Origin of the sequence: Lysinibacillus sp. FSL P2-0066 (genome assembly GCF_037969495.1) — a bacterium.
GTDB lineage: Bacteria > Bacillota > Bacilli > Bacillales_A > Planococcaceae > Lysinibacillus > Lysinibacillus boronitolerans.
In genome coordinates this window covers 2,690,398-2,711,035 of sequence record NZ_CP150202.1, presented here as the reverse complement: position 1 = coordinate 2,711,035, position 20,638 = coordinate 2,690,398, and the positions used below count along the sequence as shown (strand labels likewise).

General features: G+C 41.5%; 22 protein-coding genes and 2 riboswitches. Of the genes, 18 read left to right on the top strand and 4 right to left on the bottom strand.

The genetic code is table 11. The annotated features are described in order from the left end of the window. Nucleotides 1-89 precede the first annotated feature (89 nt). Genes MKZ14_RS13560 through MKZ14_RS13545 form a run of 4 tightly spaced genes read right to left on the bottom strand, consistent with a single transcriptional unit; the run spans nucleotide 90 to nucleotide 2,723 of the window. Nucleotides 90-926, bottom strand: a complete 837-nt coding sequence (locus MKZ14_RS13560; protein ID WP_339280106.1) for an ATP-binding cassette domain-containing protein — start codon at nucleotides 924-926, stop codon at nucleotides 90-92. Further along, the gene (cbiQ, locus tag MKZ14_RS13555; RefSeq protein WP_339280104.1) at nucleotides 923-1,696 is read right to left on the bottom strand and encodes a cobalt ECF transporter T component CbiQ; all 774 of its coding nucleotides are present in this window, start codon (nucleotides 1,694-1,696) and stop codon (nucleotides 923-925) included. The genes MKZ14_RS13560 and cbiQ overlap by 4 nt, the downstream gene beginning before the upstream one ends. Before the next feature lie 5 nt (nucleotides 1,697-1,701). Next, the gene (locus MKZ14_RS13550; protein WP_009370241.1) at nucleotides 1,702-1,974 is read right to left on the bottom strand and encodes an energy-coupling factor ABC transporter substrate-binding protein; all 273 of its coding nucleotides are present in this window, start codon (nucleotides 1,972-1,974) and stop codon (nucleotides 1,702-1,704) included. Between the two features lie 2 nt (nucleotides 1,975-1,976). Next, nucleotides 1,977-2,723: an energy-coupling factor ABC transporter permease gene (locus MKZ14_RS13545; protein ID WP_339280102.1), complete on the bottom strand. Its 747-nt coding sequence runs from the start codon at nucleotides 2,721-2,723 to the stop codon at nucleotides 1,977-1,979. A 148-nt stretch (nucleotides 2,724-2,871) separates the two neighbouring features. Next, nucleotides 2,872-3,057: riboswitch (cobalamin riboswitch) on the bottom strand. A gap of 251 nt (nucleotides 3,058-3,308) precedes the next feature. Then, nucleotides 3,309-3,491, top strand: a riboswitch (cobalamin riboswitch). A 145-nt stretch (nucleotides 3,492-3,636) separates the two neighbouring features. Between MKZ14_RS13545 and MKZ14_RS13540 the strand changes: the two genes are divergently transcribed. From MKZ14_RS13540 to rnz, 18 genes are all read left to right on the top strand, one after another. Next, nucleotides 3,637-4,008 carry a (2Fe-2S) ferredoxin domain-containing protein gene (locus MKZ14_RS13540; RefSeq protein WP_004231296.1) on the top strand — a complete coding sequence of 124 codons (372 nt, stop codon included), beginning with the start codon at nucleotides 3,637-3,639 and terminating at the stop codon, nucleotides 4,006-4,008. 4 nt (nucleotides 4,009-4,012) lie between these two features. Next, a complete protein-coding gene (cobJ, locus tag MKZ14_RS13535) occupies nucleotides 4,013-5,680 on the top strand; it encodes a precorrin-3B C(17)-methyltransferase (RefSeq protein ID WP_048392344.1) in 1,668 nt (555 codons plus the stop codon). A 14-nt stretch (nucleotides 5,681-5,694) separates the two neighbouring features. Continuing rightward, nucleotides 5,695-6,633 carry a sirohydrochlorin chelatase gene (locus MKZ14_RS13530; RefSeq protein WP_339280100.1) on the top strand — a complete coding sequence of 313 codons (939 nt, stop codon included), beginning with the start codon at nucleotides 5,695-5,697 and terminating at the stop codon, nucleotides 6,631-6,633. Beyond that, entirely contained in the window at nucleotides 6,630-7,391 is a 762-nt protein-coding gene (cobK, locus tag MKZ14_RS13525; RefSeq protein ID WP_339280098.1) for a precorrin-6A reductase, read from the top strand. The genes MKZ14_RS13530 and cobK overlap by 4 nt, the downstream gene beginning before the upstream one ends. Before the next feature lie 12 nt (nucleotides 7,392-7,403). Continuing rightward, nucleotides 7,404-8,063, top strand: coding sequence for a precorrin-8X methylmutase (locus MKZ14_RS13520; RefSeq protein ID WP_004231303.1), 660 nt, complete (start codon nucleotides 7,404-7,406; stop codon nucleotides 8,061-8,063). After that, complete coding sequence (locus MKZ14_RS13515; RefSeq protein ID WP_333005182.1) at nucleotides 8,063-9,196, top strand: cobalt-precorrin-5B (C(1))-methyltransferase; 1,134 nt, start codon at nucleotides 8,063-8,065, stop codon at nucleotides 9,194-9,196. The genes MKZ14_RS13520 and MKZ14_RS13515 overlap by 1 nt, the downstream gene beginning before the upstream one ends. Beyond that, nucleotides 9,153-10,373 (top strand): bifunctional cobalt-precorrin-7 (C(5))-methyltransferase/cobalt-precorrin-6B (C(15))-methyltransferase, encoded by a 1,221-nt coding sequence (locus tag MKZ14_RS13510; protein ID WP_036077437.1) that lies wholly within the window; start codon nucleotides 9,153-9,155, stop codon nucleotides 10,371-10,373. The genes MKZ14_RS13515 and MKZ14_RS13510 overlap by 44 nt, the downstream gene beginning before the upstream one ends. Then, the gene (cobI, locus tag MKZ14_RS13505; protein ID WP_312125362.1) at nucleotides 10,366-11,073 is read left to right on the top strand and encodes a precorrin-2 C(20)-methyltransferase; all 708 of its coding nucleotides are present in this window, start codon (nucleotides 10,366-10,368) and stop codon (nucleotides 11,071-11,073) included. The genes MKZ14_RS13510 and cobI overlap by 8 nt, the downstream gene beginning before the upstream one ends. Further along, the gene (gene cobM, locus MKZ14_RS13500; RefSeq protein ID WP_004231312.1) at nucleotides 11,073-11,858 is read left to right on the top strand and encodes a precorrin-4 C(11)-methyltransferase; all 786 of its coding nucleotides are present in this window, start codon (nucleotides 11,073-11,075) and stop codon (nucleotides 11,856-11,858) included. The genes cobI and cobM overlap by 1 nt, the downstream gene beginning before the upstream one ends. Next, nucleotides 11,851-12,972, top strand: coding sequence for a cobalamin biosynthesis protein (locus MKZ14_RS13495; protein ID WP_333005179.1), 1,122 nt, complete (start codon nucleotides 11,851-11,853; stop codon nucleotides 12,970-12,972). The genes cobM and MKZ14_RS13495 overlap by 8 nt, the downstream gene beginning before the upstream one ends. Nucleotides 12,973-12,983: 11 nt before the next feature. After that, complete coding sequence (locus MKZ14_RS13490; RefSeq protein WP_333005177.1) at nucleotides 12,984-14,351, top strand: cobyrinate a,c-diamide synthase; 1,368 nt, start codon at nucleotides 12,984-12,986, stop codon at nucleotides 14,349-14,351. Beyond that, nucleotides 14,344-14,982, top strand: coding sequence for an NAD(P)-dependent oxidoreductase (locus MKZ14_RS13485; RefSeq protein WP_009370253.1), 639 nt, complete (start codon nucleotides 14,344-14,346; stop codon nucleotides 14,980-14,982). Before MKZ14_RS13490 ends, MKZ14_RS13485 begins: the two co-directional genes overlap by 8 nt. Further along, nucleotides 14,979-15,746, top strand: coding sequence for a uroporphyrinogen-III C-methyltransferase (gene cobA, locus MKZ14_RS13480; RefSeq protein ID WP_054549204.1), 768 nt, complete (start codon nucleotides 14,979-14,981; stop codon nucleotides 15,744-15,746). The genes MKZ14_RS13485 and cobA overlap by 4 nt, the downstream gene beginning before the upstream one ends. A 33-nt stretch (nucleotides 15,747-15,779) precedes the next feature. Next, entirely contained in the window at nucleotides 15,780-16,340 is a 561-nt protein-coding gene (locus MKZ14_RS13475; RefSeq protein WP_048392353.1) for a nitroreductase, read from the top strand. A 13-nt stretch (nucleotides 16,341-16,353) separates the two neighbouring features. Then, entirely contained in the window at nucleotides 16,354-16,890 is a 537-nt protein-coding gene (locus MKZ14_RS13470; protein ID WP_048392354.1) for a cob(I)yrinic acid a,c-diamide adenosyltransferase, read from the top strand. Between the two features lie 214 nt (nucleotides 16,891-17,104). Next, nucleotides 17,105-18,604: a cobyric acid synthase gene (locus MKZ14_RS13465; protein WP_333005173.1), complete on the top strand. Its 1,500-nt coding sequence runs from the start codon at nucleotides 17,105-17,107 to the stop codon at nucleotides 18,602-18,604. Continuing rightward, a complete protein-coding gene (locus MKZ14_RS13460) occupies nucleotides 18,601-19,437 on the top strand; it encodes a class I SAM-dependent methyltransferase (protein ID WP_312125354.1) in 837 nt (278 codons plus the stop codon). The genes MKZ14_RS13465 and MKZ14_RS13460 overlap by 4 nt, the downstream gene beginning before the upstream one ends. Before the next feature lie 97 nt (nucleotides 19,438-19,534). Continuing rightward, nucleotides 19,535-20,467: a ribonuclease Z gene (rnz, locus tag MKZ14_RS13455; RefSeq protein ID WP_312125353.1), complete on the top strand. Its 933-nt coding sequence runs from the start codon at nucleotides 19,535-19,537 to the stop codon at nucleotides 20,465-20,467. Nucleotides 20,468-20,638: the final 171 nt, after the last annotated feature.

Sequence of the window (20,638 nt, the reverse complement as noted above, 5' to 3'; positions counted from 1 at the left end):
CTTCCCTCATTTAACTTTTGGTGGGTAGAACGAAAAACCATACAGTTAAATACTGTCTGTTTTTCGTGACCTTGGTATTGTTAAAGACTTTAGAGTTGTTCTATTAATTGTTGTAACTCCTGCTTGGAACGAGGTATTTTGATATTTTCGGGCAAGAGCTTCTTTTTTTGTAATGCTATGACCATTTCAAAAACCCATGGACGTTCAAGGTGCGCGCGATTTAACAATTCTTCTTCATAAAACAAGGTGATTGGATCGCCGTTATAAATAATTTTTCCAGCCTCCATCACAATCATTAGATCGGCCCATTCATAGGCAAGAGGAATGTCATGGGTTGCTAGTAAAATGGTTCTCTCACCATCATCTAATTTGGCTAAGTATTGTAATACTTGTGTAGCATAATAATTATCAAGACCGGCTGTTGGTTCATCTAACAAAAGGACAGAGGGCTCCATCGCTAAAACACCTGCCATTGCTACACGTTTTTTCTGACCTACGCTTAAAAAATGAATGGGTTTATCAAGCAAATCTTCCACTTCGGTTTGCGCAACGGCCCATGCTATTTTTTCTTCCGTTTTTTCAGTAGACCAGCCGAGATTCAATGGGCCAAATGCTATATCTTGCTTGACGGTCCCTGAAAAAAGCTGATGATCTGCATTCTGAAAAACAATGCCGACTTTTTGGCGTAGGGCCTTTAAAGCTTTTCGACTATATTCCAGATCGTTGCCTTCGAATACAATCGTCCCAGCTGTAGGTTTTAAAATACCGTTAAGATGTTGAAATAAAGTCGATTTTCCTGCGCCATTATGCCCGAGTATGGCGATTTTTTTACCTTTTGGAATGTCTAATGTAATATCTGACAACGCCTTCGTACCATCCGCATAGGCATAAGATAATTGGTTGAGTTCAAAATAAAATGCTGTCATGTAAAATACCCTCCATATACGATGAGGACTAGTAAAATAGCTGCCATGCCTAGCCAATTTTTCTTGCTATAAGAGCCCATCTCTTGCCAGTAGACGGCCTCGCCTCCACGTGATTGCATGGCATTGTTGAGCTCTCGGCTACGCTGAAACATTTCCACAAATAATGCCACAATAAGCATGGAGACAGAGCGTAGCCATTGCATCGGTGAATGATAGCCAAGACGTGCTTGCTGGGCGAGATGTATATTTTGCATGCTTTCTAAAAACATAAAAATAAAACGATAGATTAGTTCGACGAGCTCAACCAATAAAGAGGGGAGTCGCCATTGTCTTAGCACATAACATATTCCTTGTACAGAAGTGGTTAGAATTAAAAAGTATAAACAACTAATACTGCCAAGGACTATAAAGAACAGCTGTTGTGCTGCTAACATACTTGCATTCCCGATAAAGACAGTCCAATTGCTCCAGGTAAACGACCAAATATGGGCAGGGAGTGCATTCGTTGATGATGTAAAGGAAAGTAAAATAGAAACGAGGCTTGTTAATAAGAAAAAGCCAGGTAGCAATAATAATTTGAAATAGTATGTAAGCGGAATTTTTGCACCTACAATGATAAAAGCACTCATTACAAAAAATGTAATGAGTGAAAGTCGTTCATCTCTCATAATGAGCGTTATGAGAAGTAGTCCAAGTGAAAATATCATTTTTTCTAGCGGATGAACGGACGCTAGCTTATTCAGATAGGCATACTTATCAATGAGTAACATAATGGTTAACCTTCTTTGTGTTTGCCACGCATATAGCCGATGAAGTAGCCAATAAAGCCAGCTCCTATAGCTGCCTGTAGCACGAATAATAAGCTTTCGATTTCACCACTAGGTGGCTCCCATAGACTCTCAAACCATGGCTCATATTCCGCATTGATTTCACCAATAGCTGCTTCTGCCTCACCATCAGCACCACCAAATTCAGCACCTTTTTGTATGAACAACGGAATAATGGCTAACAACACTACAATGGCTAACAGCAATAAATTTTTTTTCATCTTTAATGTGCCTCCTTTGTTGAGAAAACACGTAAAGTTTTTAATTCGCTAATATTGTATTTTTTCAAGAAATTCATCACAATGACGGTTAAAATGCCTTCACTCACGGCTAAAGGAATTTGAGTTAAGGCAAAAATACCTGCAAACTTTGTAAAGGATGCCATAAAGCCTCCAACCTCAGAAGGGAAGGCTAGTGCTAGTTGTACAGAAGTCACAACATATGTACCTAAATCACCAAGCATGGCTGCAAAGAAAACGGCTAGTGAAAATGACAAGCCTACTTTTTGTGCTCCTTTAAAGACAAAGTAAGCAATAAAAGGACCTACAATAGCCATAGAAAAGGCATTAGCCCCTAAAGTTGTAATTCCTCCATGAGCTAATAATAAAGATTGAAATAATAAAACGATTGTTCCAATTACACTCATTGCTAGAGGGCCAAAGAGTACTGTCCCAAGTCCTACACCAGTTGGGTGAGAGCAACTACCTGTAACTGAAGGGATTTTTAGGGCGGATAGCACAAAGGCAAAGGCTCCTGAAAGCCCCAAAAGCATTTTGGTTTCAGGATTTTCATCAATGGTTTTTCGAATAGAACGCAATCCTAGAATGATAAATGGGATAGAGATCACCCACCAAAAAATAGCCCATTCGATTGGTAAAAAACCTTCCATGATATGCATGGCAAAGGCACGTTTTGGCACGATTAAAAAGGCCAGTAAAAAATAACTAAGTTTCCACCATGATAATTTCAAAAAGCTTTCCTCCTAACTAATTAATAGATTTTTAGAATATTGCGTGCGTAATTAAAAAAAGCACTTCTCCTTAGGTGGAAAAGTGCATAGCTAAAAAAGCAAATAACAGTCTCATCTGCTAAGCCGCACACCTATCCTCGTAGGTTGAAACGATCACTTATTTTTCGGCAGGTCTCCTGGCTCTAGTTCAATGCTTTATAGGTCTTCCCATCCGTTGGACAGTGACATATTCTATAAAGCTCCCTATTACAGTGGCGGGACCGCGCCGGACTCAAACCGGCTTCCCTTTTAAGCAAAATGACAAGCACTTTGCACCGAAAAACATTCAAATTGTGAGATTTCACGACAAAGTGTAACATGAATTTCCATAAATATGCTATACCTTTTATGAAATTTTTTAAATTAAAGGTCAACGGTGAATATTCTGATAAAATTTTGTGCGCAAATTATATAGATTGTATAAATTTCATACCTAGTTCCATTCAAAATTGATAAATTTGTCATAAATTTTTAAAGAAATATTGAAATTTTAAAATAATAAGATATGATAAAGACAGTTTTCTATTTAAAATTCTAATAAAAATTTCATATAAAACGTCAATAAGTGCTCGAATAGCTCGAGATAATAGGGAAATTGGTGAAAATCCAATACAGCCCCCGCTACTGTAATAGCTGATGAAATCGCAAAGCCACTGGTGCAAACTTGGGAAGGTGCGACAGTAAAATGAAGCTTAAGTCAGGAAACCTGCTTATTTGATTGTGCATGCAAACTTTTCGGAGGGAGAAGTTGAAGCGAAAGCGGGTACCTGTATTTCATTCTATTCGTTTTTATTTGGCTTCTACAAAACCTTTACTCTTCGTTATAGAGTAAAGGTTTTTCTTTTTCCAAAAAGCAAATGAGGGGAGACAGAAGATGACAACTTGGAATTTAGAGGGGATGAAAACACATCTCTTTATTTGCAATGGCAGTAGCTGCATGAAAAAGGATGGGGAGGAAATTACCTTAGCCATTCGAGATGAGATACAGCGGCAAGCACTCGATCAGGAAATACATACGACAAGAACGCGCTGTAATGGACGCTGCAAGGATGCTTGTGTGGTAATCGCTTATCCTCAAGGAAACTGGTATCGTGTGCCATCAACAGAGCATGCTAGAACACTAGTACAAGATTTACATCATGAATCCTTATACAACGAACATGTCTTTACACTTCGTGAAGGTACATTACAGCGTACTGCTCAAACAACTGCCATTAAAGGGATCGAAAAGGTGAAAGAGGGGTAACAACATGGCGCAAAAAGGAAAAATTTTCGTAGTAGGCTTTGGACCTGGAGATTTTAAGCATATTACGACACGTGCAGTAGAGGCTTTACAACAAAGTGATATGATTATAGGCTATAAAACCTATGTAGAGCTGATTCAAGATTTAGTAAGTGCAAAATCGATTGTTAGTACAGGCATGACAGAAGAAGTGTCGCGTGCACAGGAAGCCGTTCGTCAAGCTGAAGCAGGGAGCATCGTCTCAGTAATTTCGAGTGGTGATGCAGGCGTCTATGGCATGGCAGGATTAGTCTATGAGGTGTTAATTGAGCTAGGCTGGACAGAAGCAACAGGAATTGAAGTTGAAATTGTTCCTGGGATTTCTGCGATTAATTCATGCGCTAGCATACTTGGTGCACCTATTATGCACGATGCTTGTACAATCAGTTTGAGTGACCATCTAACACCTTGGAATTTAATTGCAAAGCGTGTCGAGGCAGCTGCAATGGCGGACTTTGTCATTGCTTTATACAATCCTAAAAGTGGACGTCGAACAAGACAAATTGTCGAGGCTCAACGAATACTCTTAGAATATCGTTCGCCAGACACACCAGTAGGGCTTGTGAAAAGTGCCTATCGAGAGCGTCAAGAAGTGACCATGACAACACTAGCAGAAATGCTAGAACATGATATTGGTATGTTGACAACTGTCATTATCGGGAATTCGTCAACATTTTTCTATGACAATAAGATGATTACGCCCCGCGGTTACCAACGTAAATATACCCTGGGTGAAGAGAAACAGCCATTACGTCCACATCAACGTTTACGCGAAGAAAATGAACCTTGGGCAATGAACCAAGAGACGGGAACAGCGCGAAATGACTTTACGGCTGACCCTAATGCAGGGCGCTTTAATAAACCCAGTATAGCCGCTACGCCAAAGCCTAAAAAAACAGCTCTTGAAATGGCTACAGCGGCACTTGCAATGGTAAAAGGGACAAGCGCAGTCAAAGTAACACCGAAGCTTGTACAGCAAAAAATAGAATCTATTTTTGAATTAGCAGTAAGTCCTGGTGTAGCCAATAAGTTTTTTACTCCCCAGCAAATGATGACGTTAGCGGAGGTCGTTGGGGATGAGGGGACGATGGAATACACACCAGATCATCAAATTCATTTGAAAATACCAACGACTGCCCCTGAACAGATCACAGAGAAATTACAGGAAGTAGGGTTTTTATTAGCCCCGATTGGTGATGTGTTATCACTGAAGGCTTGTGATTTTTGCTACGGTGAAAAGGCTGATTCAATACCATATGCAGAGGAAATACAAGAAAAACTAGGCGGTATGTCCTTACCGAAGACATTAAATATTGGCTTTAATGGCTGTGGTATGGCCTGTTATCGGGCTGTATTTGATGATATTGGCATCGTCTACCGCAAAAGTAAATTCGATGTCTTTATTGGAGCAAAACCAGTCGGTCGTACAGCACACGCAGCACAGCCTGTTGTAGAAGGGCTGGAGCCTGAGCAACTGATTCCACTCATTACAGATATTATTGAAGAATATAAAGCAAATGCTCATCCAAATGAACGCTTGTTTAAATATTTTAAACGTGTGAAAAAGATACTGCATTTTACGTATCAAGATATGTCTTCCAAAATAAAAGTAGAGCCAGCTCCGTGCGGCGACTAGTAAGGAGTAGAGAGATGAAAGCTATTTTATTTGTCGGCCATGGGAGCCGTTTAGCAGCAGGAAATGATGAGGTTCGTACATTTATCGAACAAATGACACCGCGTATTGATGAACAATTTTTAGTGGAAACTTGTTTCCTTGAATTTGCTTCACCTAACATCGAAGAAGGTATTACAAACTGTGTGAAAAAGGGAGCTACAGAGGTACATGTAATTCCAATCATTTTACTGCATGCAGGCCATTCAAAGCTGCATATTCCAGCGGAAATCGAGCATGCGCGTGAGCATTATCCAGCGATTACCTTCACATATGGTCAAACAATTGGTATCCATGATGAAATCTTTGCCATTTTACAAGATCGCCTAGCTGAAATTGGCTTTAATTCAGAACAAGAGCAGGAAGACACAGCGATTTTATTGATTGCACGAGGTGGCAGTGATCCATCTGCTAATGGTGATTTTTATAAAATTACGCGACTCTTATGGGAAAAACTACCCGTAAAATACGTAGAAAGTGCTTTTATGGGTGTCACAGATCCACGAGTTGAAGAAGGAATTGAACGTTGTGTCAAACTAGGTGCAAAAAAAATCATCATGTTACCATACTTTTTATTCACAGGCATTTTGATGGAACGCATGCATGGCATGTGTGAGAAGTTTAATGAACTTTATCCAGATTGTGATATTCAAATTGCTAACTATTTTGGCTACCATGAACGGTTACAAAATGTTTTATTAGAGCGTATTGAACAGGCAATCAACGGTACATCAACAGGTATGCAAGATCTAGAAGATTATCGCGCCTATGCGGCAGTACATGGACATGCACATCATCATCACCATCATGATCACGATCACGATCATGGACATGCGCATCATCATCACGACCATCACGATCATGGGCATGACCATCATGACCATCACCATCATCATGAAGAGGAGCCGGTAAAATGATTTTCATGTTAGCAGGGACAAGTGATGCAAGGGATCTAGCCCTAGCATTACAACGTGCAGGTTATGCGGTAACCGCTACGGTCGTCACTGAGTCGGCAGCCTCTAGTCTTGCTGACGTTGGCCTGCCACATTTAATCGGTCGACTGACAGCTGAGGAAATGGCGACCATCATGACAGAGCAGGGCTATCAATTGGTGGTAGATGCCTCTCATCCATTTGCGGAAGAGGCCTCTAAAAATGCGATGGCAGCGGCAGAGCAGGCACAGATTCCATATATTCGCTATGAGCGAGCTCATGAACATTATGCCCATCCTTTAATTACTGTTGTAAAGGATTATGAGGAGGCAGCTCAGCTAGCTGCAGAAAAACGCGGTGTCATTATGCTAACGACTGGAAGTAAAACACTCGCTACATTTACGAAGGTTTTACACGGCTTAGAAAATACGAGAGTAATTGCTCGTATGCTTCCACGACTGGACAATATGGAAAAATGTGAGGCGCTCGGCGTGGCACAGCGAGATATTGTGGCCATTCAAGGTCCGTTTTCAAAGGAATTAAATGAAGCTCTATTTCGTCAATACGGAGTGACGTTGATGATTACCAAAGAAAGCGGTAAAGTTGGCTCAGTTGATGAGAAGCTAGAGGCAGCCCTTGCATGCCAGATCGAAACGATTCTTATTGCACGACCAAATATTCAATACGGCCAACAATATTCAACATTTGAAGAAGTATTACAGGCTGTTGAACATACAATTTAGGAGGCATTTTCCATGGATTTTAAAACAGATTTCAAACCATTAACGGTGGACCCAGATAAAATTTACGATTACAGTTTCTCGATAATTGCAGAGGAAATGGGCGAGCATGACTTCTCAGAAGATGAATGGAAAGTTGTACGTCGCATTATCCATGCATCAGCTGATTTCGAGCTAGGTCGTAGTGTCATCATTACACCAGGTGCTATTGAAGCGGGTATCAAGTCTATTCTTGCTGGACGTCATGTCATTGCAGATGTGCAAATGATTGAAAGTGGCTCTGGTAAAAAGCGTTTCCAAAAACATGGTGGCGATTTGCATTGCTATATTGCGGATGAAGATGTATCAATAGAAGCGAAAAAACAAAATACAACACGTGCCATCATTTCGATGCAAAAGGCTTCAAAATTACATGAAGGTGGTATTTATGCCATTGGTAATGCACCAACCGCATTACTGGAATTGATTCGTTTAATTAAAGAAGGGCTAGCAAAACCAGATTTAATTATCGGTATGCCTGTTGGTTTTGTGTCAGCAGCTGAGTCAAAAGAAGAGCTGCTTAAACTAGAAGGGATTCCGTACATTACAAATGTTGGTCGTAAAGGCGGTAGTACAGTGACGGTTGCTGCTTTAAATGCCATCTCACTTTTAGCGGACGAACAGGCGAAAAAATAATGGAGCGGAAGCCAAAAAAGGACCCCAAGGACATGCGTCACGGTTATACGACGGGAGCCTGTGCAACTGCTGTATCAAAGGCTGCACTGCTTGCCCTTATTACCAAGGAGGAGCAAGAGACAAGCACGATTCATTTACCTATTGGTCGAGATGCAACCTTTACAATTGAAAAATGCATATTTGAAGAAAATGCTGTCAGCTGTGAAACGATTAAAGATGCTGGTGATGATCCTGATGCGACCCATCAGGCACTCATCGTTGGCACAGTGAGCTGGGCAGATACACCTGGGATTCATTTAGATGGAGGTATTGGCGTCGGGCGTGTCACAAAGCCTGGCTTGCCAGTGCCTGTCGGAGAAGCAGCCATTAATCCTGTACCCCGTAAAATGATTTATAGCACGGTCCAAGGTGTGTTGGACGAATTTCACATTACACGAGGCGTGAATGTAGTGATTTCTGTCCCTAAGGGCGAGGAGATTGCTAAAAAAACGTTAAATGGACGACTCGGTATACTTGGGGGCATCTCAATCTTAGGCACTAGGGGAACCGTCGTGCCTTTTTCGAGTTCTGCTTATATGGCTAGTATTGTCCAAGCCATCAGTGTAGCGAAAGAGGCTGGCTGTGAGCATTTAGTGGTGACAACAGGTGGACGAAGTGAGAAGTTTGCGATGAAACAATACCCACATCTAGCAGAAGAAGCATTTATTGAAATGGGTGACTTTGTAGGTTTTACATTAAAGCATTGTAAGCGTCTAGGCATCAAGCAAGTTTCACTCGTTGGGATGATGGGGAAATTTTCTAAAGTCGCACAAGGAGTCATGATGGTGCATTCCAAAAGTGCACCGATCGATTTTAATTTTTTAGCACAATTGGCAGAGGATATAGGGGCAGATGAAGAAACGATAGCACAAGTTCTGGAGGCAAATACAGCTTCACAAGTAGGTGAGATGATGATGGAGAAGGGCTATGATGCGTTCTTCCATCGTTTATGTGAGGCCTGCTGCTATTCCTCTATCCATCATATTAAGGGCGGTTTAACGCTTTCCACATCGATCTATTCGATGCAGGGACAATTATTAGGAAGGGCTGATGACATTGCATCGATCGATGAAGTTGATTGGGATCGGGGATAACGGATTAGCAAGCTTATTACCCCAATACCTTCAGTGGATTGAGGACTGTGAGGTACTTGTTGGTGGTGAGCGAGTACTTGATTTTTTCCCAGACTTTAGAGGTGAAAAAATCCTGATAAAAGGAGGTCTTTCAACACTTGTTGAAAGATTGTCTGAAGAAACAAGAAATACCGTGATTCTTGCATCTGGAGATCCATTATTTTATGGCATCGGAGGCTATTTAGCAAAAAAGCTACAAATAGAGGTTTATCCATATATGAGCTCTGTCCAGCTTGCCTTTGCGAAAATGGGAGAGAGCTGGCAGGATGCTTACGTAACGAGTATTCATGGACGACCAATGAAGGGCCTGGCACAGCGAATTGATGGCAAAAAGAAAGTAGCACTTTTAACAGATGCAGAGAATAGTCCGAATGCTCTCGCTCAATATTTAAAGCATTTTGGTATGACGGAATATCGTGCGTTTGTAGCCGAAAATTTACAGGGCGAAAACGAAAAAAGTGGCTGGTACTCGCTCGATGAAATGGAAGTTACTCATTTTTCTCCTTTAAATGTCGTGATTTTAAAACAAACAATAGCACCGAAACGCTACACACTCGGGATTGATGATGAAGAATTTTCACAACGAAAGCCAGATAAAGGACTTATTACAAAGAAAGAAATTCGAGTTTTAAGTTTGCAAGCCATGCAGCTACAACAGGATAGCATTATTTGGGATATTGGCACATGTACGGGATCCATGGCCATTGAGGCAGGTAAGCTTGCGCCAGAAGGACAAGTATTTGCTGTAGAAAAAAATGCACCAGATTTAGAAAACTGTCTCCAGAATCAACAAAAATTCCGAGTTGATATGACAGCTATTCATAGTAAAGCACCAGAGGGCTTAGACAGCTTTCCAGACCCTGATGCCATTTTCATCGGTGGCACTGGTGGTGAAATGGTTGAGTTACTGCAATTATGCTGTCAGCGTTTAAAGCAAAATGGGCGCATTGTCTTAAATGCAGCGACTATTGAAAATTTATATAAAGCCGTTGAGGCATTTAAAGCTTGTGGTTTTGCTGTTGATATTTTGCAGGCACAGCTTGCACGTAGCAAGCCTATTTTAGACATGACACGCTTTGTGCCATTAAATCCAATATACATTATTTCCGCTTATCGAAAGGAAGAAAATTATGAGTAATCTAGGAATTTTATATGGCTTGGGCGTTGGTCCTGGCGATCCAGAATTAATTACAGTAAAGGCGTTCCGTGTGATTCAGGAGTCACCTGTTATTGCCTATCCAAAAAAGCTAAAAGGCAGTAAAAGCTATGCCCATCGTATTGTAGATGTGTATATTAATCCAGAAGAAAAAGATATGCTTGGTCTTGTATTCCCCATGACGAAAGATGAGGCTGTTCTAGAACGTGAATGGACAAAATCAGTAGAACTTGTCTACGAAAAATTACAAGAGGGGAAAGATGTAGCCTTTGTCACAGAGGGCGATCCATTATTGTATAGTACGTTTATTCATATGATGAAGCTAATGCAGGACAAGCATCCAGATGTCGAAATTCGAACGGTACCAGGAATTTCTTCGTTTAATGGCTCTGCATCACGCTTAGGCATTGCGTTAGCGGATGGTGATGATCGTGTTGCGATTATTCCTGCGTATGACAATTACGAAGCTATGCGTGAAGCGATTGAAACACATGATGCTGTTGTTTTTATTAAAGTGGCGAAAGTGATTGATTTAATGCTTGAAGTGCTACGCGGTTTAGATTTATTAGATAAAGCATCCGTAGTAACAAAGGTAACATCTGATGAAGAAATCATTTGGGATGTGCGTGAGTTGGATGGTGTCGATTTAGAATATTTAACATTAATGGTGGTGCGTAAATAATGAAGAAAATCTATATTGTCGGCGCTGGTCCTGGTGATCCAGATTTAATTACAGTCAAAGGTTTACATATGTTACAAACAGCGGACGTTGTCATGTATACAGATTCATTAGTGAGTGAGGATCTCATTGCGAAAGCTAGACCTGATGCGGAGGTCATTCGTACAGCAGGTATGCATTTAGAGGAAATGGTTGCCGTGATGGTGGACCGAGTCAATGCTGGGAAAACAGTGGCACGTATGCATACAGGTGACCCAGCGATGTATGGTGCCATTATGGAGCAAGTTGCGCTATTAAAAAAGGAAGGCATTGGGTATGAAGTCATTCCAGGAGTTAGCTCTGTATTTGCATCGGCCGCTGCAATCGGAGCTGAGCTAACAATTCCTGATCTAACACAAACCCTTATTTTAACGCGTGCTGAGGGGCGCACACCTGTACCAGAATTTGAAAAGCTACGTGATTTAGCGAGCCATCATTGTACAATTGCCTTATTTCTTAGTGCAACGCTGACGAAGAAAATTGTCAAAGAGCTACAGAGTGCTGGTTGGGCTGATGACACGCCTGTAGCAGTTATTCAACGTGCTTCATGGCCCGATCAAAAAATCGTACGAACAACTTTAATCGAATTAGATGAAGCGATGCGTGTGAATGGTATTCGTAAGCATGCGATGATTTTAGCGGGATGGGCATTAGACCCGAACATTCATGATAAAGATCAATATCGTTCGAAGTTATATGATGCAAGCTTTACACATGGCTTTAGAAAAGGTGTGAAGACAAGTGATTGAGTTACAAGAGGGTGTGTTACCAGAGGTTGATCAACGTAATCCTTATGCCGTTGTAGCCATTACGAAGCATGGTGTCCAAATAGGACGTCGTCTGCAGCAAACCTTTGCAGCAAGTGATTTATATTATATGAGTAAATTTGAACAAGGCGATGAAGCAGAAAAGCATATTCAACTATTTACAGGCTCAGTGCGCCTGCTATTGCCAACACTCTTTAAGCAATATAAAGGGTTGATTTTAATTATTTCACTAGGGGCAGTCGTACGAATGATTGCGCCGATTTTAAAAGATAAAAAGACAGACCCAGGTGTTGTGGTGATTGATGATCGAGGGGAAAATGTTATTAGCGTATTATCAGGGCATTTAGGTGGTGCCAATGAGCTAACACACGAGGTGGCAGCTGCACTTGGTGCAAATCCGATTATTACAACGGCTTCTGATGTGCAAAAGACGATTCCCGTTGATTTATTTGGAGCCCGCTTTGGCTGGGTATGGGATAGTGCGGATAAATTGACACCTGTTAGTGCATCTGTCGTAAATGAAGAACATGTAGCCATTGTACAGGAGACAGGTGAACGTGACTGGTGGATGCGTGATACACCGATGCCAGAGCAAATTAAAATCTATCCATCCACACAGGCAGCTATCCAAGCTGCTCCCCATGCCACATTATTAATAACAGATCGAATCATTGAACCTGAAGAAGAGGTTCTTCTAGAAAACGGTGTTATTTATCGCCCAAAATCCATTGTGCTAGGAATGGGCTGTAACCGTGGTACATCGTTAGAGGAAATTGAACAAGTAATCGATGAAACCTTGGCAGAGCTAAAGCTTTCGAAAAAAAGTGTGAAAGCCTTATGCACGATTGATTTAAAGAAAGATGAGCCATGTTTCCTAGAGATTACGAAGAAATATGATTGGGAGTTCGTTACGTATACACCAGATGAATTAAATGAAATCGAATTTCCATCACCCTCTGAAACAGTCTTTAAATATACAGGCGCATACGGAGTGAGTGAACCAGCAGCTATGCGCTATGCACAGGTACCATCACTCCTATTAGAGAAGAAAAAATCAGGTAATGCTACGATTTCAGTTGCTAGATACCTATTTTAAGGAGGAAGTCCATGCAAACAAATCGCTTTGTACTAGCTGGTACGGGTAGTGGTGTAGGCAAAACTACTTTTACCATTGGACTGATGAAGGCACTACAAAACAAAGGAAACGTGGTACAGGGCTTTAAATGCGGTCCTGATTATATCGATCCAACCTATCATACAGCTGTAACGGGCAGAGTATCACGTAATATTGATAGCTGGATGTTTTCGCACGAAGCAGTCCGTGATATTGTAGCACGTGCAAGTATGGATGCAGATGTGTCCATTATTGAAGGTGTGATGGGCTTTTATGACGGTAAAAGCCCTTTATCTGACGCTGGGTCTGCTGCTGATATTAGCGTAGTGACAGAGAGTCCTGTTATTTTAATTGTCAATTGTGCTAGCATGGCACGTAGCGTAGCAGCAGTTGTGAAAGGCTTCCAATTACTATCAGATAAGCCGAATATCGTTGGTGTTATTGCGAACCAGGTTGGTAGTGTCGGTCATTATGAAATTGCGAAGGCAGCTATTGAACAAGAATGTGGCATTCCTGTTATTGGCTACCTAAAGCGTGAGGAAGGGATTGATATCCCGAGTCGTCATTTAGGGTTAGTACCCGCTATTGAAAGAGGAGAGCTAGATTCATTTTTTGATAAACTAGGGAACCTTATGGAAGAAACGATTGATTTGGACCAATTAATACATTTAACAAAGGCTCCTATTTTGCAAGAATCAGGTCATTTATTCAGAGAGGAGCCTTCACGAAATATTTGTATAGCGGTTGCAAGAGATGCAGCATTTAATTTTTATTATGAAGAAAACTTGGCGTTGTTACGTGCGAAAGGTGCGACACTACAGTTTTTCTCACCGCTTGCGAATGAGCCTGTACCAGCTGAAGCAGATGGCTTGTATATTGGTGGTGGCTTTCCTGAGGAATTTGCAGAGTCACTTGCTACCAATACAGTCGTTAAAGACTCTATTCGGGAAGCTATTGCCAAAGGTCTTCCGACATTGGCTGAATGTGGGGGCTTTATGTATTTAACAGAGGCTATCACAAATAGCCATGGTGACCGCTATGCCATGGTAGGGGTAATTCCTGGAGAAGTGGCGATGCAAACAAAACTAGCAGCACTTGGTTATCGTGAAATTTTTGGCACAGCCGATAATTTCTTAATTGGTGCTGAGGAACAAGCGAAGGGCCATGAGTTCCATTATTCCAAATATAGTGGTTCTCACAATACAGCAGCCTATGAAACGATTGGTCGTTTTGGCAAAAAGAAAGAAGGCTATCAAGAAGGAAATTTAGTGGCTGGCTATACTCATTTCCATTTTGTATCAAACCCAAAGCTAGTTGACAATTGGTTAACAGCTTGTAAGAAGGTGAAAAGTAATGACTAATTATTTTCCTATTCATATCAATCTAGAATATAAAACAGTTGTGATTGTAGGCGGGGGTCACGTGGCAACGCAGAAGGTAGCATCCCTGTTACCAGCAAAGGCAAACATCGTGATTGTCAGTCCAACCTTACATAACACATTACAGTCACTTGCAGAGTCAGGGCAAATTACTTGGAAGCAAAAGGAATTTGAACCTCGTGATTTAGATGACGCCATTCTCATTATCGCTGCAACGAATGTGACAGCAGTTAACGAAGCCGTTCAAGAAGCAGCACAGCATTGGCAATTAATCAACCGAACAGATAAACAAAGTGAAAGTGATTTTATTACGCCTGCTACTGTTCGCCGTGGTCCGTTGGTGGTAACTGTTTCGACATCGGGAGCAAGCCCAAGTCTAGCCCGCAAGATTAAAGCAGATTTAGAAGAGCAATTCGATGATGCTTATGATGACTATGTATGCTTTTTACAGCAAGCTCGATTAATGATTGCTGCTAAGTATGATAAAGGTCCACAAAGACGTGCGGCATTACAAGCATTGCTAGAGCCAAACATCCTTGAATGGACACGTCATGGTGAGATCGATCGACGAGAAGCATATTTACAACAACTATTGATGGGAGCAACGCAATGAAGGATGGAATCGTATATATCGTGGGAGCAGGTCCTGGCGATCCGAAGCTCATTACTGTGTATGGACTGGAATGTATTCAAAAGTCTGATGTAATTGCTTATGACCGTCTTGTAAATCCTAAATTGCTTGATTTTGCAAAAAAGGATGCGGAGCTAGTTTATTGTGGCAAATTACCTGGGAAGCATCATCTCATTCAAGAGGAAATAAATGCATTACTCGTTGAAAAAGCACAAGAAGGTAAAATTGTTACACGCCTAAAAGGTGGCGATCCCTTTGTTTTTGGACGTGGCGCGGAGGAAGCTGAAATATTAAAAAATCATGGCATTGCCTATGAAATCGTTCCGGGGATTACAGCAGGAATTGCAGCTCCTGCATACGCAGGAATTCCAGTTACACATAGAGACTTCGCGACAAGCTTTGCCCTTGTAACTGGACATGGTCGTGAAGAAAAAGGACAAGATTTTTTGAATTGGCCCGCTTTAGCTACGGGTATAGATACCGTTGCCTTTTATATGAGCGTTGGTAATATTGCCTACATTGCTCGCAAATTAATCGAAAATGGACGGAAGGCAACAACACCAGTAGCGGTCATTGAGTGGGGAACAACTGCTCAGCAACGCACGATTACAGGGCCGCTAGATGAGATAGCCAGCATCATTGAGCGTGAAGGGTACCATAACCCTTCTATGATTGTTGTTGGCGAGGTTGTCAATGTACGGGAAAAAATTCAATGGTTTGAAGAGCAAGGTCTTACCTTTTCATAATCATTTCTTATAAGCGCACAAGGAGGAAGCACTATGACTGTCATTGAAGCATTAAAAAAACGTCGAGCAATTCGTAATTACACGACACAACCAGTAGAGAAAGAAAAAATTGAGCAAATTTTACAGGCAGCAACCTATGCACCAAATGACCGGATGCGTGAGCCCTGGCATTTTTATGTCATTCAAGATGAAGCCATGAAGCGTTATGAAGAAATGGCAAGTGCTTATTTACAAGAACGCTTTCCCACGAAGCCAAATTTAGTGGAAAGTTCATTAAAGGTTGTACAAACAACCCCTGTAGCCATTGTGGTGACAGCTGACATAGTAGAAGGGGACACAGATGCGACAGAAGATAATGTCTTTGCTGTATGTAGTGCCATTATGTCTATGTGGTTGACAGCAGAGGAGCTAGGTCTTGGCTTTGTTTGGCGTACACGTGGTGTTGGCCTCGTACATGATCCTCGTATGCATACGTTTATTGGTGCAAGCGACGCTCAAAAAGTAGTTGGTACAATATTTATTGGCTACCCACAGGAGCAAGAACAAACCGACAAGAAACGAACGCCGTTTGCAGAAAAGACAACATGGCTGTAAGGAGGCTATCAGTATGGCAAGAAAAGGCTTGTTTTTAGTATATACAGGTGAGGGTAAGGGCAAAACGACAGCATCTCTTGGCGTTACATTGCGTGCAGTTGGTCGAGGCTTAAATGTGCGTTATCTGCAGTTTATCAAATCCCCAGAACGTACTTATGGAGAGCAAATTGCCCTTCGTAAGCTAGGCGTAGAAATGGAACAAATGGGCATAGGTTTTACATGGACAAAAACACCTGAGGAGCATCGAGCTGCATTAGCCAAGGCTTGGAAAAAAACGAAGGCAGCTCTACAGGATGACAGCATTGATTTATTGGTCCTAGATGAACTCAACAATGCCCTAGCGATCACCAAGTTTCCAATCGATGATGTCCTTCCTCTAGCAGAAGTCATCGAGGCAATCCAACACCGCCCTTCTACAATGCATTTGGTTGTCACAGGACGAAGTGCGAATCCAGCATTACTAGCAATGGCTGATTTAGTGTCAACCATTGAGGCGACAAAGCATTACTATGATGAAGGGATTCCAGCGGTGAAAGGGCTCGAATTTTAAGGCCCTTTACAAGGCTGAATGAAAAATACCCGCGTTTCGCCATGGAATACCCGCGGAGTGAAGAGAAATACCCGCGCTTTGCCATGGAATACCCGCGGAGTGAAGGGAAATACCCGCGCTTCGCCATGGAATACCCGCGGAGTGAAGGGAAATACCCGCGCTTTGCCATGGAATACCCGCGGAGCGACGCCGAACATTACAGAGGAGAGTGACTATGCCAGCAAAATCAATCATGATTCAAGGAACAGCTTCCGATGTTGGAAAAAGTATGATTTGTACCGCACTATGTCGTATATTTTCAGATGATGGACTGAAGGTAGTCCCATTTAAATCACAAAATATGGCTCTTAATTCATTTGTTACGAAAGATGGCGGTGAAATCGGCCGCGCCCAAGGGGTACAGGCCGAGGCGGCTCGTGTTGTTGCAACGACTGATATGAATCCTATCCTGCTGAAACCGAAGCAAGATATGATGTCAGAGGTTATCGTTCATGGTAAACATTTTTTAAATATGGATGCCAAAAGCTACCGCAATAATTTTGTGCAAGAAGCGATGCCAATCGTAGAAAAATCAGTACGCACGCTACAAAATACATATGATGTCATTGTTCTAGAGGGAGCTGGTAGCCCAGCAGAAATTAACTTAAAGGATCGCGATATTGCTAATATGCGAATGGCTCACTTAGCAGATGCAGCGGTGGTCCTCGTTGCTGATATTGATCGTGGCGGGGTCTTTGCCTCGATTGTTGGGACACTGGCATTGTTAGATGAGGAAGAACGAGCACGTGTTAAGGGATTAATTATTAATAAATTTAGAGGCATGCGTGAGTTACTGGATGATGGTTTGGCATGGGTGGAGCGCGAAACGGGTATTCCAGTACTTGGTGTGATTCCTTATGTCGAGGTCAATATTGAAGCAGAGGATTCTCTTGCATTATCGTCACTACGTTTTAAAAAACCAAAGCCAGGCGAATTTGCTGTAGATGTAGCCATGATTCGTTTACCACGTATTTCAAACTTCACCGATATTGATCCATTTTTCGATGAGCCAGAGGTGGGTGTACGTTTAATTGGTCATGTCAATGAACTAGGTACACCCGATTTACTCATTCTGCCAGGAACGAAAAGTACAATGGATGATTTAGCTTGGCTAAAAGCACAGGGCTTCGATCAAGCCATTACACATTTACGTGAATGCGGTACTAAAATTATTGGCATTTGTGGCGGTTTCCAAATGCTTGGTGAAACATTACTTGATCCAGAAGCAGTGGAGGGGAATGGTGAATCTGCAGATGGTCTTGGGCTATTGCCGATGGAAACCATTTTTGTAGGCAATAAAAAAACGGTGCAAATGACAGGCGTAAGAGGGCAGGACACATTGACAGGCTATGAAATCCATCTAGGGCGTACAAAAATTTTACGTGATGCGGTATCACCGTTTTTACTGTTAGAGGATGGAAGAGAAGATGGTGCGGTTAGTCAAGATGAGCAAGTGATTGGCACGTATTTCCACGGCTTGTTCCATAATCGTACCTTTACCCGTCAACTTGTCAATGAAATACGAGTGAAAAAAGGGCTAGCAGCTTTACCAAGTGATGTGAAAAGTGACAAAGAACGAAGAGAAGATGCCTATAATATGTTAGCCGACCACGTTCGTGCAAATCTTGATATGAAAAAAATATATGAAATATTATCGTTAGAGGTATCTATATGACGAGAAAAGGACCGTTAGCCATTAACTATGAGGCATTATGGCAGGAAGGTATGAAGGACTGGCATGGCAATATGCCTGAACGAATGGTGAATGATCAGCTAGAGGAGCAATTTTGGGCCCAATCCGTGGCGCGAAAAAAAGTGGGACAAACAGATCCTTATGCTGCATTGATTTTTCAGGAGCTTCAAAAAAAGATTGAACCTCAGCATTCTGTATTAGAAATTGGTCCTGGGTGGGGCAATTATACATTTCCATTAGCTGATAAAGTAAGGAAGCTCACATGTGTGGATAGCTCTGAAAGCATTTTGAATTACTTACAACAGTGTATGCCGCAGGAGGAGCACGTTTCCTATATTCATGCGAAGTGGGAAAGCTTAGAGGATGATGAGATTGAACCACATGATATCGTCCTGGGCGTGAATTGTTTTTACCGCATGTATGAAATCAAAGCAGCTTTATATCACATGAATCGGCTGGCGAAGAAGCGGGCCATCATTGGGATGACGACAGGGCCCATCCAGCCACACTATGAACAATTGTATGAAAAATATGGTTATGACATTAAATTTCCCCGCAGAGATTATATCGAGTTTTTGAATCTACTCTATGAAATGGATATTTACGCGGATTGTCAGATTATCCCGCTCGAGCGTGTCTATGAATATGAAAGCTATGAGCAGCTTGTGGCAACACAGAGTAAAAAAATCCTAACGACTAATTTTCAGCGAGCCCATGTAGAGGAATCACTGCTACCTTTTATCGAAGAAAAGGATGGACGTTATTATTATCGTCATGATTTTCATGCAGCCCTTGTGTCATGGCAACCAAAATAATTAAGAAACCTTTGGAGAAACTGTACACCAAAGGTTTTTCTTATGGGAATGGATAAGGTACAATAAAACGATATAAATAAGAAGTGAGGTGGCATATGTGCAGCTACATTTTCTAGGGACAGGCGCAGGCATGCCTTCAAAAGAACGAAATACAAGTGCTCTGATGGTAAAGCTATTAGATGAAGTGAGTGAAATGTGGCTATTTGACTGTGGGGAGGCGACACAGCATCAAATCCTTCATACGTCGTTAAAGCCACGGAAAGTGACGAAAATTTTTATTACACATTTACATGGGGATCATATTTTTGGACTTCCAGGCTTTTTAAGCTCACGTTCCTTTCAGGGTGGAGATGAGCCGCTAACGATCTTCGGGCCATCTGGCTTACAGCAGTGGATTGAACAAACATTGGCCCTATCAAAAACCCATTTAACATATCCTTTGCGCTTTGTAGAAGTACAAGAAGGCATTATTTATGAGGATGCTCATTTTACAATTTATGCTAAGGAATTGCGCCATGTTGTACCTTGCTATGGTTATCGTATTGAACAAAAGGATTTACCAGGCGAATTATTAATTGACAAAGCGCAGGCACTTGGCGTTCCAAAGGGACCTTTGCTAGGGCAATTAAAAAATGGCCACGACATTGTACTTGAAAATGGTGATGTGGTACTGGCAAAAGACGTGGTGGCACCAGCCAAAAAGGGCTTTACGTTGTCAATTTTAGGTGATACGAAATATTGTGAAGAAGCGATCCAATTATCAATGGGTGCTGATATCATTGTCCATGAAGCGACTTTTGATGGTACAACAACAGATTTAGCAGCAAGCTATGGTCATGCAACAAATGTGGAGGCTGCAAAAGTCGCACAGCAAGCTGGTGCACACTATTTATTATTAAATCATTTAAGCGCACGTTTTCTCCCATATGACTTACCTCAATTTTTAGCTGAAGCACAGGAAATTTTTCCGAATACATTCCTAACAGCTGATCAAGCCGTCTATACATGGCAACACAATAAATTATTCTGATATAATTATAAAATAAAAAACATCTATTAGAGGAGATTCTTCTAATAGATGTTTTTAGTTTATCGTCCTAAAGGTTTATAGCTAATTTTGTTTAAATATTACTGTTCACTCATGAGAAATATCCTTTTTTGCATGCCTCTAATCGTACAAAATAGTTAAATTTTTCCTAAA

Excerpts from the sequence above, each read along its gene's own strand:
- cobK (WP_339280098.1), top strand. The coding sequence starts at position 6,630 with ATGATTTTCATGTTAGCAGGGACAAGTGATGCAAGGGATCTAGCCCTA.
- MKZ14_RS13530 (WP_339280100.1), top strand. The coding sequence starts at position 5,695 with ATGAAAGCTATTTTATTTGTCGGCCATGGGAGCCGTTTAGCAGCAGGA.
- MKZ14_RS13460 (WP_312125354.1), top strand. The coding sequence starts at position 18,601 with ATGACGAGAAAAGGACCGTTAGCCATTAACTATGAGGCATTATGGCAG.
- cobM (WP_004231312.1), top strand. The coding sequence starts at position 11,073 with ATGAAGAAAATCTATATTGTCGGCGCTGGTCCTGGTGATCCAGATTTA.
- MKZ14_RS13550 (WP_009370241.1), bottom strand. The coding sequence starts at position 1,974 with ATGAAAAAAAATTTATTGCTGTTAGCCATTGTAGTGTTGTTAGCCATT.
- MKZ14_RS13510 (WP_036077437.1), top strand. The coding sequence starts at position 9,153 with ATGACATTGCATCGATCGATGAAGTTGATTGGGATCGGGGATAACGGA.
- MKZ14_RS13515 (WP_333005182.1), top strand. The coding sequence starts at position 8,063 with ATGGAGCGGAAGCCAAAAAAGGACCCCAAGGACATGCGTCACGGTTAT.
- cobA (WP_054549204.1), top strand. The coding sequence starts at position 14,979 with ATGAAGGATGGAATCGTATATATCGTGGGAGCAGGTCCTGGCGATCCG.
- cobI (WP_312125362.1), top strand. The coding sequence starts at position 10,366 with ATGAGTAATCTAGGAATTTTATATGGCTTGGGCGTTGGTCCTGGCGAT.
- MKZ14_RS13560 (WP_339280106.1), bottom strand. The coding sequence starts at position 926 with ATGACAGCATTTTATTTTGAACTCAACCAATTATCTTATGCCTATGCG.
- cbiQ (WP_339280104.1), bottom strand. The coding sequence starts at position 1,696 with ATGTTACTCATTGATAAGTATGCCTATCTGAATAAGCTAGCGTCCGTT.
- MKZ14_RS13520 (WP_004231303.1), top strand. The coding sequence starts at position 7,404 with ATGGATTTTAAAACAGATTTCAAACCATTAACGGTGGACCCAGATAAA.
- MKZ14_RS13465 (WP_333005173.1), top strand. The coding sequence starts at position 17,105 with ATGCCAGCAAAATCAATCATGATTCAAGGAACAGCTTCCGATGTTGGA.
- MKZ14_RS13485 (WP_009370253.1), top strand. The coding sequence starts at position 14,344 with ATGACTAATTATTTTCCTATTCATATCAATCTAGAATATAAAACAGTT.
- cobJ (WP_048392344.1), top strand. The coding sequence starts at position 4,013 with ATGGCGCAAAAAGGAAAAATTTTCGTAGTAGGCTTTGGACCTGGAGAT.
- MKZ14_RS13475 (WP_048392353.1), top strand. The coding sequence starts at position 15,780 with ATGACTGTCATTGAAGCATTAAAAAAACGTCGAGCAATTCGTAATTAC.
- MKZ14_RS13470 (WP_048392354.1), top strand. The coding sequence starts at position 16,354 with ATGGCAAGAAAAGGCTTGTTTTTAGTATATACAGGTGAGGGTAAGGGC.
- MKZ14_RS13540 (WP_004231296.1), top strand. The coding sequence starts at position 3,637 with ATGACAACTTGGAATTTAGAGGGGATGAAAACACATCTCTTTATTTGC.
- MKZ14_RS13490 (WP_333005177.1), top strand. The coding sequence starts at position 12,984 with ATGCAAACAAATCGCTTTGTACTAGCTGGTACGGGTAGTGGTGTAGGC.